Source organism: Ureibacillus endophyticus (assembly GCF_024159215.1).
GTDB classification, from domain to species: domain Bacteria; phylum Bacillota; class Bacilli; order Bacillales_A; family Planococcaceae; genus Ureibacillus; species Ureibacillus endophyticus.
In genome coordinates, this window is the sequence record NZ_JAMYWW010000001.1 from 2761275 (window position 1) to 2780823 (window position 19549).

General features: G+C 36.1%; 16 protein-coding genes. 5 read left to right on the forward strand and 11 right to left on the reverse strand.

Features of this window, described 5'->3' with window-relative positions:
• Positions 1-49: 49 nt before the first annotated feature.
• A complete protein-coding gene (locus tag NKR20_RS13660; protein WP_253427037.1) occupies positions 50-1417 on the reverse strand; it encodes an MFS transporter in 1368 nt (455 codons plus the stop codon).
• 165 nt (positions 1418-1582) lie between these two features.
• Here NKR20_RS13660 and NKR20_RS13665 point away from each other — a divergent pair, with 165 nt between their 5' ends.
• Both NKR20_RS13665 and NKR20_RS13670 read left to right on the forward strand, forming a co-directional pair.
• The gene (locus tag NKR20_RS13665) at positions 1583-3010 is read left to right on the forward strand and encodes a DDE-type integrase/transposase/recombinase (RefSeq protein WP_253428046.1); all 1428 of its coding nucleotides are present in this window, start codon (positions 1583-1585) and stop codon (positions 3008-3010) included.
• 572 nt (positions 3011-3582) lie between these two features.
• On the forward strand, positions 3583-4977 hold the full coding sequence (locus NKR20_RS13670) for an AAA family ATPase (protein WP_253427038.1): 1395 nt from the start codon (positions 3583-3585) through the stop codon (positions 4975-4977).
• Between the two features lie 406 nt (positions 4978-5383).
• Here the strand turns inward: NKR20_RS13670 and NKR20_RS13675 are convergent, their stop codons facing one another.
• The 7 genes from NKR20_RS13675 to NKR20_RS13705 all read right to left on the reverse strand — a co-directional run bounded on the left by NKR20_RS13675 (position 5384) and on the right by NKR20_RS13705 (position 12210).
• Positions 5384-6445, reverse strand: coding sequence for a YkvI family membrane protein (locus NKR20_RS13675; protein ID WP_253427039.1), 1062 nt, complete (start codon positions 6443-6445; stop codon positions 5384-5386).
• Between the two features lie 96 nt (positions 6446-6541).
• A complete protein-coding gene (gene menC, locus NKR20_RS13680; protein ID WP_253427040.1) occupies positions 6542-7648 on the reverse strand; it encodes an o-succinylbenzoate synthase in 1107 nt (368 codons plus the stop codon).
• 1 nt (position 7649) lies between these two features.
• Positions 7650-8459, reverse strand: coding sequence for a GNAT family N-acetyltransferase (locus tag NKR20_RS13685; protein WP_253427041.1), 810 nt, complete (start codon positions 8457-8459; stop codon positions 7650-7652).
• Between the two features lie 2 nt (positions 8460-8461).
• Entirely contained in the window at positions 8462-9592 is a 1131-nt protein-coding gene (locus NKR20_RS13690; protein WP_253427042.1) for an amidohydrolase, read from the reverse strand.
• A 5-nt stretch (positions 9593-9597) separates the two neighbouring features.
• Complete coding sequence (locus NKR20_RS13695) at positions 9598-10464, reverse strand: MurR/RpiR family transcriptional regulator (RefSeq protein WP_253427043.1); 867 nt, start codon at positions 10462-10464, stop codon at positions 9598-9600.
• A gap of 257 nt (positions 10465-10721) precedes the next feature.
• Positions 10722-11009: a hypothetical protein gene (locus tag NKR20_RS13700; protein WP_253427044.1), complete on the reverse strand. Its 288-nt coding sequence runs from the start codon at positions 11007-11009 to the stop codon at positions 10722-10724.
• 10 nt (positions 11010-11019) lie between these two features.
• Positions 11020-12210: an MFS transporter gene (locus NKR20_RS13705; protein ID WP_253427045.1), complete on the reverse strand. Its 1191-nt coding sequence runs from the start codon at positions 12208-12210 to the stop codon at positions 11020-11022.
• Between the two features lie 161 nt (positions 12211-12371).
• Here NKR20_RS13705 and NKR20_RS13710 point away from each other — a divergent pair, with 161 nt between their 5' ends.
• Entirely contained in the window at positions 12372-12935 is a 564-nt protein-coding gene (locus NKR20_RS13710) for a helix-turn-helix domain-containing protein (protein WP_253427046.1), read from the forward strand.
• Positions 12899-13762 carry an IS3 family transposase gene (locus tag NKR20_RS13715; RefSeq protein WP_253428122.1) on the forward strand — a complete coding sequence of 288 codons (864 nt, stop codon included), beginning with the start codon at positions 12899-12901 and terminating at the stop codon, positions 13760-13762. Before NKR20_RS13710 ends, NKR20_RS13715 begins: the two co-directional genes overlap by 37 nt.
• Positions 13763-14104: 342 nt before the next feature.
• Here NKR20_RS13715 and NKR20_RS13720 read toward each other — a convergent pair whose 3' ends face one another.
• Positions 14105-14593 carry a DinB family protein gene (locus NKR20_RS13720; protein WP_253427047.1) on the reverse strand — a complete coding sequence of 163 codons (489 nt, stop codon included), beginning with the start codon at positions 14591-14593 and terminating at the stop codon, positions 14105-14107.
• Between the two features lie 18 nt (positions 14594-14611).
• Complete coding sequence (locus NKR20_RS13725; protein WP_253427048.1) at positions 14612-17203, reverse strand: cation-translocating P-type ATPase; 2592 nt, start codon at positions 17201-17203, stop codon at positions 14612-14614.
• Positions 17204-17501: 298 nt separating this feature from the next.
• On the opposite strand from NKR20_RS13725, the gene NKR20_RS13730 reads away from it, so the two are divergent.
• Complete coding sequence (locus NKR20_RS13730; RefSeq protein WP_253427049.1) at positions 17502-19031, forward strand: glycine betaine uptake BCCT transporter; 1530 nt, start codon at positions 17502-17504, stop codon at positions 19029-19031.
• A gap of 79 nt (positions 19032-19110) precedes the next feature.
• Here NKR20_RS13730 and NKR20_RS13735 read toward each other — a convergent pair whose 3' ends face one another.
• The gene (locus NKR20_RS13735) at positions 19111-19524 is read right to left on the reverse strand and encodes an ATP-binding protein (protein WP_121214458.1); all 414 of its coding nucleotides are present in this window, start codon (positions 19522-19524) and stop codon (positions 19111-19113) included.
• Positions 19525-19549 lie beyond the last annotated feature (25 nt).

Here is a 19549-nt window from a genome sequence, read left to right on the forward strand (position 1 = left end):
CTCAAATAAAATGAAAAGCCGCCATGACATCATGACGACTTCTACTAATTTATTCAACTACCTCTTTTAATTTTGCCTCTTTTATTTTTTCTTTTTCTTGTTCAATAGAAGTTTTAATGTAAGAATGTTTTTCACGAACAATGACTAATGCAATGGAAGCAAGGATTCCAGGAATAGCAAAAACGATAAAATTCATTTCAATCGGTAAAGAAATCGACAGTAGGAATCCTCCTAATATCGGTCCCATCATACCGCCCATACGTCCAATTCCCGATGCCATCCCTAATGCTGTTGAACGAATAAACGGTGGATAATATTGAGAAACATAGGCTTGTACAATATTTTGTGCACCAATCGTTGCAGCACCTGCAATAGCTACTAAAACATAGATATATAATGTATTTCCACCAAGACCAAGCAAAGTTAGAGCAATGGCACCTGATGCATACATCGGTACAAGCATCTTCTTCGATCCATATTTATCACATAGTCGACCGATAATAATTGTACCAACTATAGCTCCACCTTGAAGTGTAACGAGGAAGCCTAAGCTCGAATTTAATCCATAACCAGCTTCAATCATCAGTTTTGGTAACCATGTATTTAATCCATAAACCATTAGTAAGCAAGAGAAAAATGCAACCCAGAACATAATTGTACTAAGTGCTCTCTTTTCTTTAAATAACCCAACAACTGGAACCTTCGATATATCTTCTTGTATCGTGTCAATTTCCTCATTCCCATTAAAGGTAAAATTCGGATTCACTTTTTGTAAATTTTTAAATAACTCTTCTTTTCTGCCTTTTCTCGCTAGGAAAACTGCCGATTCAGGTAATTGCTTGTACATTAAAGGTAAGAATAATAGTGGGATACCTGCAAACCAGAAGATTGACTCCCAACCTAAACTAGGCATGATAACGATACCTAATATTGGTGCTAGCATTCCACCTACAGAATAACCACATAACACAATGGAAACTACCATACTTCTCATTTTTTTCGGCGAATAGTCGGTTAATAATGCAATTACATTTGGCATTATTCCTCCTAAACCAAGTCCGGCAATAAAACGGAAGATTGAAAACATCGTAGCATTTGATGCAAATCCACAAAGTAATGTAAATAAACTAAATAAAATTAAAGAGATAGCGGTTACATTTTTTCGTCCTAATCGATCGGCTAAAACGCCAAAAATCATCGCACCGAACATCATCCCAAATAATCCATAACTGCCTATTGCACCAGCTTGTACAGTATCTAAGCCCCATTCTTCCATCAACAGTGGCACAGCTGTACCGTAAACTACTAAATCATACCCATCAAATAGAATAATTAAAAAACACCAAGTTAATAAACCGAAATGAAAACGGTTAAATTTACTCTCAGCAATCACTTCTGCTACATTTATTTTTTTCATATTCTGCCCCCTTTGTATCCCCTCGTATTGTCAAAACTTATATATATAAATCGCTAATAATCGTTGGTTTTATAGTCTTTTACGCAAAAAAACTTGCCACCCCCTGGATTTTGGTGTTAGTTGAGGTTACCACACACAAAACTACCCAAAAAGGAAGTGACAAGTTTGTACCCTCAATTATTAGCGTATTTAATTGAATTTATCAAGTACCAAGAAAAAATAATTAAAATATTAATGGTGATAATATTTGGTAAGGCTGTTGGAAGTGTGCGTCCTGAACAGCCAATTAATAAAGAATACCGCAAGTTACAAGTTGATAAGTTACCCATTCTGTATCAACCTGAAAAAGCATCCTTTCAGGATTTACTAATCGCCTACTTCCATGAACATGGCAAAGAATTAAAGCCTGTAAGACGACACGCCAAGTCCAAATCAAAAGTACCTGAAAACCTCTGTTGTCCTAAGTGTGGTGCACCTTCCTCGTATTTGTATGCGAATAATGGTGCAAAAGGACAATATCAATGTAAGGTATGTGATTGCTTATTTAATCAAAAAAGTCGCTATCAGAAAGAGGCTATTCTTCGTTGCCCCCACTGTATGAAGACCTTAGAGAAAATTAAAGAGCGAAAAGATTTTCACATTTGGAAGTGTAAAAGTAATCAGTGTTCCTATTATTTATCCAATATAGGTCGAATGAGTAAGGAAGAAAAGACCCGATTTAAACAAGATCCACAGGCGTTTAAAGTGCGTTATATTTATCGTGAATTTTTGTTTGATTATCAACCTTTATCTCCAGCATCACCAGTAAAACCACGTGTAGATTTATCACGGATTCATACGTCATCCCATACACTTGGATTGATTTTGACATACCATGTGAATTACGGTATTTCAGCACGGAAAACAGCAGCGATTATGCAAGACATACATAATGTTTCCATTTCACATCAAACGATATTAAATTACGTGAACAGTGTCTCCATCTTGATGAAGCCCTTCGTTGATGGTTATCCTTATGAACTGTCCGATCAATTTTGTGGCGACGAAACGTATATTCGGGTTAATGGGAAATGGCATTACTTATTCTTTTTCTTTGATGCGGCGAAAAAAGTTATTCTCTCTTACCGTGTTTCGCCTAATCGCGATACATTGTCTGCCATTAAAGCAATCGATGATGTTTTACAAAAGTTCAAGGAGATTCCCGAAAACCTGAATTTAATCGTGGATGGCAACCCCATTTACTTATTAGCACAACACTTTTTCGCACAACATGACATTTGGTTTGATGTGACACAAGTGATAGGCTTAACGAACGAAGATCCAGTGTCAGCCGAATATCGTTGGTTGAAACAAATTATCGAACGTCTAAACCGGACATTTAAAGGGCATTACCGTGCGACAACAGGCTTTGGTTCCGAAGCTGGCTCGGTATCGTTTGTGACGATGTTTGTGGCCTATTTTAATTTCCTTCGACCGCATGCAAAGCTGGAAAAGCGTGTGCCGGTCATGATTCCAGAGTTGGACCAGATGCCACATATGCCAGCACGTTGGACAAAACTGATTGAACTGGCCCAATTGGAGTTAACGAAATAACCGCAGCCTACTTTTTTTAGCAGAGCCCTCAAATAACTACATACGAATGACAATCGGCGTAGCGAACTCTTGACAAACCGAATGGAGAAAAGGTTAAAATTGGTATTTGGCGAGGGTTATTTGGTGTGCCTACTTTTTCCCCTTCGCCCTCAAAAATATGGGCGCAACCTTTTCGGAATGTTTGTCAAGAGCGATTGTCCCCTCGTTCGGAGAGTACTTATCGCCCAATACCTTGTGTTTTTCAATTTTTCATAGAAGTTTTGACACTACCTATCCCCTATGATGAAAATTTCTCCAATAGCAAAATAATATTTTCTTAACATTGTTTAATAATATATTATTCTGAATTTCTACATAATTCAACATTATTTTCAAAAATAAATACCAAAATATTCAAATTAATATTTAAAAATTGATAATAACGAGATAAAAATATTATTAAGACAGTGAAAAACGGAAAATAGTAATTATAAAATTAGAGAAAATAATTCTCTAATAGAGAACTTAATTATTGTCGAAATATCAAAAATATATTAATCTTTTAATAATAGACAAATTAAAAGGATGATTTTATGTCTCAACATGATTACGTCAAACACACATTTAAAGATATAACGGCTAAATTAGAAGTGGCAGATGCTCAAACAATTCAAATTCAACTTCTACGGATCCTTAAACTAGAGAAAATGATGAATGAGTTAATTTCGAAGACAACAGTCAATTATGAAATTGAAGAATATGAAAAAACTAAAAATCTTTTATTTTCCCGTCATGGCGAACTGTACGCTCAACTTGCAACGCTATACGTACAAGACGAAAATTACGAAGCAGCGGAAATTTGTTTTTTAAATGCACTTTCTTATGAAGATCAATCACAATACAATTGGGATTTTATTTTATGCATCCTTGCCAAAAACAATCTATCACCAGCTACTGATGTTAGAGTAACTGTAAATTATATAACGGAGCGTAATGTAAAACGTATTTTTGAAGATATGAAGCGAATTGAAGAGTTAATATCGAATCCAAATCTACGAACGTATTACTTAGATGAATGCAAAAAATTGCAGAAATGGCTAACAGATTTACATAAAGAAATTTATATGCGTCCACATTTAAAGGAAGCATTGTTAAAGCCACTTCGCATAACAGAAGCGATGCCAATCGAAGAGGCACTGCAACAGCTTGATAAACTTACTGGATTAGAGGAAGTAAAGGAAAGAATAAGCCGTATTCATGATTGGATTCTTTACTGTGGAATGCGAAAAGAACAAGGCTTCAAAACTGAGCCAATGAATTTACATATGGTTTTTCACGGTAATCCAGGGACAGGTAAAACGACAGTTGCCCGCATATTAGCAACAATCTATAAATCGTTAGGGGTATTAAAAAGTGGGCATCTTGTAGAAGTGGATCGTTCCCATCTAGTTGCTGGTTATGTAGGTCAGACAGCTATTAAAACACGGGCAAAAATTGAAGCCGCGTTAGATGGAGTTTTATTTATTGATGAGGCATATTCACTCGTTCGAGGGTCTGATAATGATTTCGGGATGGAGGCAATCGATACGCTAGTAAAAGCAATGGAAGATTATCAACATCGTCTGGTTGTAATTTTAGCTGGATATCCCCAAGAAATGCATCGATTCTTGGAAAGTAACCCAGGCCTACAATCTCGTTTTAAATATCATATTCACTTCCCTGACTACTCGACAGATGCATTGCTGGATATTTTACAAACCATGTTGCTAGAACGCCAATACCGGTTAGATGACAAAGCAATTCCTTATGTTCAACAACTACTCAATGACGCCATTTCAAAACACCCGGAAAAACACGGAAATGGTCGACTTGTACGAAATTTGCTGGAGGAGCTAATCTTTACGAAAGCAACTCATGCTGTGCAAAAACGTGATGACACACCACTTGATTTACTTACTATAGATATTGTGAAACAAGTGTCGATTTAACTAAAAAATAAAGCTGAACTGTTAAATTCAAGTTCAGCTTTCTTCATATAATTACCCAAAATTCCCGTCCAAAAACAACAGCACATAACTTACGGCACATAGATAAATCGCTATTCGAGTGACTACATATATCACGGTTTCATAGAAAGTAAGTTTTCTTTCCCTCTTCGTCTTTTTAAAATGCCGATAATAATACATTGAACACAGCACTAAAACAATTGCCGATAGTTGAAATATGTTCTCCAAAATATAAACCAATACATCATCACTTCCTTATTTTATTTATATTTCGAACTTTTAACGTGTATGTGTGCTTCTTCAATACTTCTATCACCACATGTTTATAACCTTCCAAATAAAAAAAGACAAACCCAATAAATTTTGAGTCTGTCTACAATTAACCTATTTATCTAGAAACTACTACCCCTTTATTACGACGGAACCATGCAATTATCACTGCAATGATTAACGCAAATCCTAGGTACCCCATTGTTGAGTATACTTTACCTACTAATGTTGTGAAGCCAACTAAGCTTGCTACAAACCCTGCTAAGCCAACTACAACAATTGTCGGTTTAAATACTTTGTGATCTGGAGCTACAAAACGTACTGTAAAGGAATAGAACATCCCCACTGCTGTGTTGTACATCATTCCTAGTAATGCAATTGCCATCAATACACCAACAGCTGGGTGAATTTGTTTCGCTAACTCTAATGTAGGCATGTCCATACCTGATACAACATCCATTTTTACGAACATTGTTAAGTTGATTAAGATGATTAATGCCCCAAGCATTGCCCCACCAAAAATACCACCAAGACCAGCAACTTTACTATCTTTCTCTGTACCACCCATAACGATTAATAGCGCTGCACCAGCTGCAAGATTATAAGATACATATAGTAATGCACCCATGAACCAGTTAGAAGCAGCACTTGCTTGATTTTGAGCCATTTCATTCGCTTCTGAGAATGAAATATCCATCGTAAATAAAGAATAGATTAAAATAATAAAGATTACAATCATTAAATAAGGTGTAATAACAGCGATTAAGTTCATGATATTTTTTACATTTAGTAATAATGTTGCGATTGTTAATGCAACCATGATAATACTTCCTACCATAGGATCAATTCCGAACATTTGATTGAAAGTAGAACCTGCCCCTGCGAACATAACGACAGCTACTCCGAATAAGAAGAATGTAATCAGTATGTCTAATACTACCCCTACATAACGACCACCAATATGATAAATTACCCCTTTATGTGAAGTTGTTTGTAGTTTTGATCCAAGTTGTGCGAGTGTCATCCCTAAAAGTGCAAATGCAATTGTAGCAACAATTCCTCCAGCAATTCCCCATATCCCAAAACTCGTAAAATACTGCATAATTTCTTGTCCAGAGGCAAAGCCGGCACCAACGATTAATCCGACAAAGGCTCCTCCTATTTGTAAACTTTTCTTCATTACGATTCACCCGCTTTTAAATTATTTAAAGATTCTGAAAAATATATGTTCAATTTATCCTTAAGCATCGATTTTTGATGCTTAAGGATGTTGCGCTTATTTATATACCTTTTTATCTACTGTGTAGGATTCTACTGTTTCGATATTTACTTTGTAACCAATTCCAGCTGTTTGTGGAACTTGAATATATCCATCTACTGCAACGACTTCTGGCTCGATAATATCTTTTTCCCAGTAACGATTTGAGCTCGCTGTGTCCCCTGGTAAAATAAAGTTTGTTAATGTTGTTAAAGCAACATTGTGAGCACGACCAATCCCAGACTCAAGCATTCCTCCACACCACACTGGAATTTCTTTTGATTCACAGTAATCATGGATTTTCTTCGCTTCAGTTAAGCCGCCAACTCGTCCAATTTTGATATTGATAATTTTTGTTGCACCAAGCTCCACTGCTTTACGCGCATCTTCTAGGGAATGGATACTTTCATCTAAACAAATTGGCGTTTTCAATTGTTTTTGTAATGTCGCATGGTCGATAATATCATCCGATGCTAATGGTTGTTCAATCATCGTTAAGTTAAACTCATCTAATTGTTTTAATAGTTCTGCATCACTTAAACGATAAGCGGAGTTCGCATCAGCCATAATCGCTACATCCGGGAATTTTTCACGTAACGTGCGCATTACATCAACATCCCAACCTGGCTTAATTTTTACTTTAATGCGTTTGTATCCTTCTTTTACATACTCATCTACAAGTGCTACTAAATCATCAATGCTTTTTTGGATACCAATACTAATACCTACTTCAATTTTGTCTTTCTTACCACCAAGTGCAGATGCTAATGATTGATTTGTTTGTTGTGCATAAATGTCCCAAATCGCACCTTCAATTGTTGATTTCGCCATATTATTTTTACGAATTGGCTCGAAAATTTCACTTACTTCATCTGGATGGGAAATTTCTTTATTTAAAATAAGTGGAATTAAAAAATCTTCAAGCATATGCCAGTTCGTTTTTAACGTTTCTTCATTGTACCAAGGCGAATGGAATGCAACCGATTCTCCCCAGCCAATTGTTCCATCTTCATTTTTCGCTTCTAATAGTAAAAAATCTTTATTTGTGAATGTTCCAAAGCTTGTTGTAAACGGTGCTTTTAGCTTCATTTGTAAATGGCGAATTGTAATTTCAGTAATTTTCATATTAATATCCTCCAAGTTCTAACGTATCTTTTTTTACAAAAATATAGTTATTCCATTGCTCGCTCTTTTGAATTCGTACGGCACAGTAGCCTGCTTCAAACATTTGTTGAAATACTTTTCGTGTTTCCAATCGCCAATGCATTGCGTGTTCCTGACTCTGTGCTTTTATACTTTGAAAATCCCATGGAACAGGAAGTGAATAGACATCAGCTATGAAAGTATCAAATGGGAATGGATTTAACGTTGGTAATCCTGCTTCATCGAATAAGATTTCCCCAAGTGGCTCAGGGTTATCAATCTGTGGCTCCACTTGCTTTTCCACATAAGGACTTTTTAAATACCAATGAACTTCAAAACGATCTGATGGTAATCCTTTGTTAAAGCCATCCTGCATTTCACCATAACAATTTTCAATGTATGTATTACAAATACCATTCAACTTTGTTAGGTTTAAATAGCCGTTTCGAGTTTCAAGAGGATCATATGTCCAATGCATAATGTCGTACCCTTTTCTGATGGCAATCGTTCTTTGTGCATGTTTAAGTTTTTCTCCAATTTGTTGTGAGCGATAGTTTTCATCGATTCCTAACATATGTGAGCAAAGAGATACTTGTCCGTTTTTGAAACCAGCAAACCCGTAACTAAATCCAACCAGCTTATCCCCATCATAGGCACCTACCATAATGCCACCATTTTTAACGGCCGTTAATGTTTGGTGAGTAGGAATTGGCTCAATACCCCAAACTTGTTTTTCAAGTTGTTGTACTTGTTCCATTTCTTCTATAGTTGTTAATTCTTTCACTTGTATCATTATTAATCTCTTCTTTCTATTTGCTGTAATGCAATAAGGAGTGCCTTTGCAATAATACATGCTCCTACAGGTAGTTGCTGTTGATTAAACGTCATTTGTGGATGATGTAGACCCGGTGCAACACCACATCCAAGCCCAAGCATTGTTGTTTTCAAATGAGGTTTTGAGTATGAATAAAAATGAAAATCTTCTCCACCTGGTGTCACAACTTCTGGTGCGCAATGTTCTTCCCCGACCGTATCGATAATCGCCTGCTTCATAATTGCTTTTGCCTCATTATCCACTTGCGCAGCGACTATATGCGTAGCTACTTCCGTTGTAATGGTTGCACCAAACAAAGTACTAACAGCTTCCACTGCTTTTTCAAATCCGTTTGTTAAGGCGTCCATCGTTTCATTTGTTTGTGCACGGCAATCAATACTAAATGTTGCAGACCCTGGAATAATATTTGAAGAAGTTCCCCCCGCTTGAATCTGTGTCATTTTAATAGAACCAGATTCAGTAGGGCTAATCCAAATGCGTTTCATTGCATCCACTAAAGCAGAAGCTACTTCTATTGCATTGATTCCTTGTTCTGGTCGTGCTCCATGGGCTTCTACACCTGTAATTGTTCCTTTAATAAGTTTTGCTGCGCCATGATGTAATGCTGGAGAATGTGCCCCATCTGGAAGTTCAATAAGTGGTCTTACATGGACACCAAATAAATACTCCAATGGGTCGATAACACCTTTTTCAACGATTTTCTTTGCTCCCTCACCCTTTTCTTCAGCAGGTTGGAAAATCAATCGAATAGCTCCCGGTAAAGTTGCCTTCTGTTCATTTAGAAGAAGCGCCGTACCAAAGGCCATTGTCATATGTCCATCATGTCCACAGGAGTGATTTGCCCAAAACTCACCATCTACTTCCTGCCAAAGTGCATCGATATCTGTCCTAAATCCAACTTTTGGAATGCCTGGCCCAATATCAACATAAAATCCTGTCACATCGTCAAATGCTTTTGGCTCTAATCCTTCAGCTTTCAAAAGTTCTATTAAATAAGCCGTTGTATTTACTTCTTCCCAGCTAATTTCCGGGTTTGCATGCAAGTGTGCAAACACCTTTTGCATTCGTTCCGTTAATTGTTGGTCTGTCATATCATTCAACTCCATCGATTTGCAATAAAGCTATTTTGAAAATCATCATATTTAACACGTTGCTCATTATAGTACTCACGATCATGAGACATCATGCCGACTACTAAGGTATTTAAAAACGCAATGAGTGAAGGCATCATATCAATCGTTGATAGCTCTGGTTGTTGCAAAACAAATGCTTCGTTTACAAAAGAATGAATCGGTGCAACGTTTGAATCTGTGATGGCTACTGTATAAACACCGCGCTTTGCAAATTCCTCAGCAATTTGGATTGGTTCTTTAAAATAGCGATGCAGTGAAATGACAATCGCTAATTCTGATTCCTTCACTTCTTGTAATGTACGAATCAACATACCCGTTTCCGTATGTACGAGTTCTACATTCGGTCGAAGCATGTTTAATGTAAATTGAAACCATTGGGCTGCAAAACTAGATGCACCGGCTCCAATTAAATAGATACGTTTCGCTTCATGTAGTTTTTTCGTTGTTTCGTGGAATTGTTCCGGATTTATTTGTTCTGCAATTCTGACAATTTGATTGCTAGTTTGGCCCATTACTTTCTCACAAAGTTGTTGCTCTTTAAACAACTCTTCTTTTGAAGATACATAATTACCTAGAGTACTATTCGTATTGTTTACAAATAAATACATCGTTAATTCTTTTTGTAACTGGGCATAACCATTTAAACCAATCGTATAGCAAAATCGTATGACGGTTGTTTCACTTGTCCCTGCTTGCTTTCCTACTTCACTTGCAGAATGAACACCTACATACGTTGGATTATTTAATACAAAACTTGCAACCTTTTGTTGTGACTTCGATAGTGAATTAAATTGTTGTTCAATTCTTTCTTTAATCGTTAATTTATTCAAGAGGAAGTCTCCCCTTCATTTTTCATTTGATGAAGTTTACACTTCAAATATATTTAGTAATCTATCACGTAAAAATTAGATTAGCAACAATTATCTGAAATTTCTTAGTAATTTGTTTATTACATTTGAGCATGAAAGCTGTTTAAAACAAGAAAAAAATTAATAAGCTAGCGATTTATCAAATAAAAAAGAAGCAAGTTTACCAATAAAAAAACTGAGCACCTATCCATCTTTAACCATAGATAAGCGCTCAGTTTTTATTGAAATAGTACCGTGAATCCAATCCAGCCAACAAGGATAAAATTTATAGACACCAACACAATTGCCAACCATCTAATATTTTTTCTTAAGTAGTATGCTGCAGCAAGGTAAAACATTGGAAAAATCATTCCCCACCATTCAAATAGTGGTATAGCAGCTAAATACAGAGAAAATGGAATAAATAAGATAAAAGCAATAACGAGTAAAGATGCCTTATTTGAAGCAATCGCAATAACGGATAACACAATAGCCGCAATCATAAATGGCCAAAAGAAGATTCCCATAATAACCCCCTTACTGTTTCATTTCAAACCTTCTATATTTCAACATCGATAGAATCCCTAGTAATGGCCCAATTGCTAATATTGCAAAAACCCATTCCCAACCAATGATCTTCTGCAGTATAGGAATTAGATTGATAGAAAAAATTGTGAGTAAAAACCCGATACACATTTGAAAAGTAAGGGCTGTGCCGACATATTCAACTTCAGCTACTTCTGAAACGGCCGCTGAAAATTGTGCTGAATCAGAAATGACTGACATCCCCCAAACCATTGAAATGACTAGCGTTACCCAGATTGGTTGTCCAAATGTAAAACCTATTAATATCGAACAAATTGCACTGATGCACATAGAGATAATTGTTAAATTGGCTCTACCAATTCGGTCTGAAATAATCCCACCAACGACACAACCAATCCCTCCTGCTATCCCAATAGACAAAAATGAAGACAATGCCATAAACCAATACGGAATTTCTGGTGCATAGGCTGTGAAACTTGCGATTAAAAATACAGGAAGCCATGTCCACATCGCATACAACTCCCACATATGTCCGAAATAGCCATAGTTCGCAAGCATCACCGGTTTATTGCGTATAACTTTTTTGATTAGCTTCAATGAGAAAGGTAATTTGCTTAGTTTTACAGGTGCATCTTCCAATAACAATGTCACAATGGCAGCTGATAATAAAGCTAATAGTGAACTAATAAGAATAACAATCTTCCAATTAACTGAAGAGAAAAACATGATGACAAAGTGTGGTAAAGATGAGCCTAAAGTTAAGGCGGCAATTAAAATCCCAATTGCGATTCCCCGTTTCTTTGGAAACCATTGGGATAAAATCTTTACAGCAATTGGATAGATTCCTGCTAATGTGACGCCAGTTAAAATTCTTAAGGTTATTCCAAAAAAAGCGTAATCAACGAATACGAGTAACGCATTGAGTAGTGCACCAAGTAACGCTGAAAGGGCAAAGATTTTCCGAGGATTAAAACGGTCAGCCATTCCAAAGTACGAACTTACAAAGGCACCAATCACAAAACCAATGGGAACAGATGCAGAAAGCCATGCTTCTGTATTTGAGCTAAGATGCCAAATTTGAATCAGTTCCGGTGCAATCACAGATGCGCTAAACCACAGACTTAACGCACATAGCTCTGCTAAGCCAATCCATATTAACGCTCGCCAACTCCCTTGAATCATACCTTCCCCCCAAACTAGATTTAAGTAGTTTAATTATACAAAATATGTAAGGTGAAATGATTGTAATCAATAAAAAAGAAGCCAGAACAAAACAAAAAATCAACATTTCGGTGCTGCACCCCAAAAGTTAGAGTAAAAAACTAACTTTTGGGGTGTTTTTTATGGTTAAATATAATGATGATTTGAAATTAGCTGTGGTACTAGATTATCTAAATAATTCATTGAGTTATCAACAACTAGCTAAGAAATATGGAGTAGTTGATAGAACACAAATATCACGTTGGGTTCGTGCATTTAAAAAATATGGTATAGAGGGCTTAGCTAGGAAGAGTAAGAAGCAGTTTTATACTGTTCAATTTAAATTGGATGTATTAAACTTTATGAAACAAACAGGCGCTTCTTATCAAGATACAGCGTTTCAATTTATGATGAATAATCCAAGTTTAATCGTTAACTGGAACCGTAAATTTTTAGAACAAGGATTGGAAGGCCTGCAAGAAAAATCAAAGGGGCGGCCATCTATGTCTAAAAATAGAAATTCAAAGGCAAGTAAACAAGAAAAAGAAATGTCACGTGAGGAGCAGTTAGAACATGAAAATGAATTGCTTCGTTTGGAGGTGGCGTTTCTAAAAAAGTTGAAGGCTTTTCGAGAGAATCCGAACGCCTTCCTCGAAAAGTCCAAGCAGTCATCGCCTTTGAACTCAAACAAGAAGGATTTACATTAAAAGATATCTTGAAACGAGTAGATATTCCAGAGGCAACTTATCACTATCAAATTAAACAAATGAAAAAGGAAGACCCAGATCAAGGGTGGAAAGCTTTGATTTTAAAGACGTTTGAAAAACATGAAGGTCGATATGGTTACCGTCGTATTCATGCAGAATTGAAAGCACAAGGATACAAAATTAATCATAAAAAAGTGCAACGTATCATGCAGGAATTAAACCTAAAATGCGAAAAATTTGTACGCAAATCACGCTATAAATCTTATAAAGGGTCGGTAGGAAAAGTGGCAAAAAACCGTTTAAATCGCCGTTTCAACACACCGTACCCCCTTCAAAAACTAGTAACAGACGTAACAGAATTTAAATGTACAAATGATGAAAAACTGTATTTAAGTCCTATCATGGATTTATATAATGGTGAAATTATTGGATTTAGTATATCAAAACGTCCAACACTAGATTTTGTGATAGATTCATTGAAACAAGCATTACCTATTATTCATGAACGAGCAGAATATCGGACAACGATTCATTCTGATCAAGGTTGGCACTATCAACATAATACATGGGTAAAAACATTAAAGCAGAACAAAATTTTTCAAAGCATGTCTCGTAAAGCAACGTGTGCAGACAATGCGGCAATGGAAAACTTTTTTGGTTTACTTAAACAGGAAATGTATTATGGGGAAGAATTACTCTCTTATGAAGAATTAAAAAAGAAAATTGAACAGTACATCGATTACTATAATAATGATCGTATTAAACAAAAATTGGCAGGCATGAGTCCGGTGCAATACCGAATCCATACCAGCCAATTAGCTGTATAATAAAAACTCTAACTTTAAGGGGTCACTACCTTCACTTAAATGAAAATGTTGATTTTTTGATGTGTGGGAAGTTGATTTCCATTCCGTGTGGACGCTTTCCGCGGGCATGGCCTCAACTAATTTTTGCCGACTATGGTCGGCAAAAATTAGTTGAGGCTCAGTGCTCCTGTCGCTTACGCTTTTGTCGCAAATAAATTTGCTATTCCCGCAGGAAGCTTGCTCTGTAGCGAAAGGCGAATGCCGTCAGCTACACTCAGCCACACTCCATTCCAATCAACTTTTCAACACTAATAATTTACTAAATACTTAAAATAACTTTTGTCGTGCCTCTTTTAATAAAATTTATATTCCTAATGACTCTTTAACTTCATTAATCTGCAATATATGGCGTCTTTCGTGATAGCCCACAAAGGGAATCCATTGACTCAAACTCATTTGGCCAAATGCTGGATGGGGATAAGCTTTATTTTCCAAATCAATTTGATCTGCCTTTTCGACTACTGTTTTTAGCTCTTGACGAGACATCGCCAGTTTTTCTTTCAATTCTTCTAATGTAGCAAAATCATTAGTAGGAACTGAAAACTCAGGTGCTGATACCTTATACTTTCGATTAACCGTTGCTTCAATTGGCTTTGGTTTAGCCGTTTGTACTTCACCATTTTCTAATTGTTCTTTAATGATATTTGCAATGGCAATTTCCATTAAAAATAGATGTTCTAGTATTTGTTTAATAGACCACTGATCTGTAGAAGGTTTTTGATTCAACACTTCATCTGACAATGACTCTACTTCCTTCAATAATTCATCCCGTGCTAGTTCATTTATTTGCATACACCATTTCCCCTTATTCTAATTCTCTTTCGCAAAAAGTAGTTTATAAGTTTGAATAATAATTAATGGAACAAATGCCAATCCATAAATCGTCAAGATTTGAGTAGATTCTAATGTTGCCACTTCAAACCATCCGAAGATAAGAACTAAATTTAGTAGTACAAACCCAACTAAAAATGCAATCCACACAGTTAAATTTGAGAATAAGCCAATTTTAAATAGTGATTGGTCTGAGCGACAATTGAATCCATGGAACAAACGGGATAAACATAATGTCGCAAATGCCATTGTAGTACCTACTGCTGTGTCTCCAGTTGATAATCCAAGTTGAAATGCGATAATGGTTACTGCTCCAATGACAAGACCTTCTAACCCTACTTGTGTTGCGAACTTTCTATTTAATAGCGGTTCATTTATGTTACGTGGCTTTTCCTTCATCAATTTCTTATTGTGCGGTTCCAATCCAATGGCAATGGCAGGCAAGCTATCCGTTAATAAATTGATAAATAACAAATGTACTGGAAGGAATGGAACTGGTAATGCTAATAGCGTTGCATACAGAACAACAAATATCGCACCAGCATTTCCTGATAATAAAAACTTAATTGCATTTTTTATATTGGCATAAATACTTCGCCCATTTGAAATGGCTTTTACAATCGTTAAGAAATTATCGTCCGTTAAAATCATCGATGAAGCATCTTTTGCAACTTCTGTTCCTGTTACGCCCATTGCGACACCGATATCTGCTTGTTTTAACGCAGGGGCATCATTAACCCCATCTCCTGTCATGGCAACCACATGTCCCTTATCTTGCCACGCCTTCACAATTCGAATTTTATGTTCAGGTGATACCCGCGCATAAACAGAAAATTGTTCAACTTTATCTCGCAATTCTTTATCTGATAGTTTTTCAATTTCAATACCCTCAATTGCTTCAGATGGATCTTTTAAAATACCAATCTTCTTTGCAATCGCCGCAGCTGTAATTTTATGGTCACCTGTTATCATGATAGGCTTAATACCAGCTTGAATACAATCTGCCACTGCTGGAGCTGATTCTTCTCGAGGTGGATCCATGATAGCAATTAATCCTACAAACGTATAATCTTTTTCGTCTTCTACTCGAATTTGAGGTAAGGATACATCCCTATATGCAATTGCTAGGACCCTTAACCCCTCATTGGAAAGGTCAGTATTAGCTTGTCTCACCTTTTCAAAATGTTGCTTCGTAAAGACAGATACTCCATTAGCTGTTTCAATTCGCTTAATGCGCGGAAGAAGAACATCTAATGCACCTTTTGTAATCATAACGTAGTGATTACCCATTCGATGCACAGTACTCATTAATTTTCGAGTTGAATCAAATGGAATTTCCCCTACTCGCTGATGAAGTCCTCGTACAATATGTTCATTTAGCTGATATTCATGCCCCAAATTCACTAAAGCTAATTCTGTTGGGTCTCCAATTTGTTTGTCTTCCTGAGTAACGGAATCATTACATAATACAGCCATATCCACTAATTTTTTATGAAGCATATTTGTCATTTGTAATTGATCATGCTCAACAAATTGATGTCCAGTATAAACCTTTTGAACCGTCATTTTATTTTGAGTCAGTGTTCCTGTCTTATCTGAGCAGATGATTGAAACACTACCTAAACTTTCGACAGCAGGTAATTTACGGATAATCGCATTTTGTTTTGCCATGTTTTGTGTTCCTAATGCAAGTACAATCGTAACAATCGAACTTAATGCTTCAGGAATGGCTGCAACCGCTAATGATACGGCAAACATAAATGAATCAATTAACTCGCGACCACGCAAAATATCTAATCCAAAGATGATTAGACAAATGATGATAATACCAAGTGCAAGTCGTTTCCCAAATTGGTCAAGGCTTACTTGCAGTGGTGTTTTCTTTTCTTTCGCGCTATCTAGTAAACTAGCAATCTTACCAATTTCCGTATCCATTCCAATGGCTGTCACGATGGCTTGTCCTCGTCCATTTGTGACGAAACTTCCGGAAAACACCATATTTTTCTTATCGCCAAGTGATACGTCTGGTTCATTGATTTTTTGTGCTGTCTTATCGATTGCTAAGGATTCACCTGTTAAAGAACTCTCGTTTACTTGTAAACTATAACTTTCAATGACCCGACCATCTGCACTAATATAATCTCCAGCTTCCAAAATCAAAATATCTCCAACAATGACTTCTCTTGATGGGATTTCAATAACTTGTCCATCCCTTAACACTTTAGAAATAGGAGCTGCCATTGCTTTTAAACTATTTAGCGATTTCTCAGCTTTAATATGTTGAATTGTCCCAAGTATTGCATTTAACACAATCACCACAATAATGACACTGGAACTTTCAAAATCTCCTAAAAACATAGAAATAATCGCTGCGAAGATTAAAATGATGACCAAAAAATCTTGAAACTGCTCAAGGAATACTTGCAAAGCACTTTTCGGTTTACCTTCTTTTAGTTCGTTATATCCAAACCTCTTTTGCCTATATCGTACCTCAAAGTCTGTTAATCCGTGTTGTGGAACGTCCAATTCTTTCATTACCTCTTTTACAGACGCTTGGTAATATTCTGTCATAACTGCTATCCTCCCCATAGTTCTATCCAAATGACCTTGTGTAATAGAGTGAATTCTCTTTTGGTGTCCTATTAAAATGGATTATTAATATAAACAAATCTATGGTTGCAATTAGCAAAATATACTATTTTTGAAACTACTTTTTATGAAGTTTAAGTTAATTTTTATTTTAAATACAAACTACCTTTAAAATTTCGGATGCTATAAACAAATGCACTAAGGGGAAATATAAAAAATATCATGGAAATTCACAATCAAGGCTCTCTTTTTAGATTGATTAGGTAGGAAGGTATTTATAATGAAAAATATTTCAAACGTTTTTTGGATTTCAGTTATAGTTGTTTTCATTGCAGCAATATTTGGGGTTGCTGCACCTGAGAGTTTTGAAAAAACAACAGGAAACATACAAGAATTTTTAACTTCATCATTTGGCTGGTATTATTTAATACTCGTTACCGTCATTGCGCTCTTTTGTATTTTCCTTATTTTCAGCCCAGTTGGCGTAATCAGATTAGGTAAACAAGATGAAAAACCCGAGTTTTCAAGAGCTTCCTGGTTTGCAATGTTGTTTAGTGCTGGAATGGGAATTGGTCTTGTGTTTTGGGGAGCTGCGGAACCCCTCTCTCATTTCGTAGATCCTCCTCTAGCTGAACCAAGTACGGATGCAGCATATAAAGAGGCGATGCGTTATACATTTTTCCACTGGGGCATTCATGCATGGGGAATTTATGCAATCGTAGCATTAGTATTAGCGTACTTTAATTTTCGTAAGGGAGAACCTGGCCTCATCTCCGCAACATTGAAGCCTGTTTTAGGAAAGAAAGCAATGGATGGTATTCTTGGAACCATTGTGGATGTATTAGCAGTTGTGGCAACAGTTGTCGGTGTAGCAACTACTCTAGGTTTTGGTGCAACACAAATTAATGGCGGATTGTCATTTCTATTTGGCATACCAAGCAATTTTACAATTCAATTAATCATTGTAGCGATTGTTACGGTTTTGTTTATTATTTCTGCGGCATCTGGTTTAGGAAAAGGGATCCAAATCTTAAGTAACGCAAATATGTTTCTTGCTATTGCTTTACTAATTTTAATGTTTATTGTTGGACCTACAATTCTCATCTTAAATATGTTCACAGATTCTATTGGTGGCTATATACAAAATATCGTTCAAATGAGCTTCCGGATTGCACCACTAAATGACGAGCATCGTTCATGGATTAATAGTTGGACAATATTTTATTGGGCATGGTGGATTTCATGGGCGCCATTTGTAGGAATCTTTATCGCGCGAGTATCTAAAGGACGAACAATACGTGAGTTTGTTATAGGTGTTTTATTACTTCCAACATTGGTCAGCTTTATATGGTTTGCTGTATTCGGTACATCCGCAATTGAAATTCAAAAAGCTGTACCTACTGATATTTCTAGTTTAGCAACGGAAGAAGTACTTTTTGCTATTTTCAACGAGTTACCTTGGTCTACTATTTTGTCGATTGTTGCAATTGCACTTGTTAGTACATTTTTTATTACTTCAGCCGATTCAGCAACCTTTGTACTAGGAATGCAAACGACGAACGGTTCACTTACTCCCCCAAATGCAGTGAAAATCACTTGGGGTATCGCACAATCAATAGTAGCATTAGTTCTATTATTTAGCGGTGGATTACAAGCACTTCAAAATGCATTGATAATCGCAGCATTTCCATTTTCATTTATCATTATTTTAATGATGATATCCCTTTATCGTTCTTTAGCAAAAGATAAAAAAGAGCTTGGGCTATACCATAAACCAAAACGTAAGAAAGTGGAGAATACAAAAAGTTAGGGTGTCCAAAATTGGGCACCCCTTTTCTTATGTGAGAAAATAATAAATACTGTCCATAAAATAGACAGCATCGAAAATATTAACTAACTTTCATTCCATTATGATTCAAAACTTTTTTCATATGCAAAATAATCATTTCTCCCACTTCTTCAAGCCAAACATCGTCCATTATATTGAGGATTAATTGCATACCGCGGCCCCGTGACCCATAATTCAACTTGTCACTTTTTTCAAAATGAAACAGCTTACCCTTTTGTTTAATACAGATTTCTAATTCTTCCTCAGATGTATTCCACAAAATTTCTATCGAATTACCTTCTCCATATTCTAGGGCATTCACTAATGTTTCTTCCGTCACAAGACAAAGAAATAGCTGTTCTTTTTCTAAGTAGCCTAACTGTTGTGCCAAATCGCTTGTATAATCCATCGCTTTTAAAACATCATGTTCTGATACGATTTCCATTGAATTTACATTACCCGTTTCTAAATTCATTTTCGCTCCTTTGTTTATACTAGAG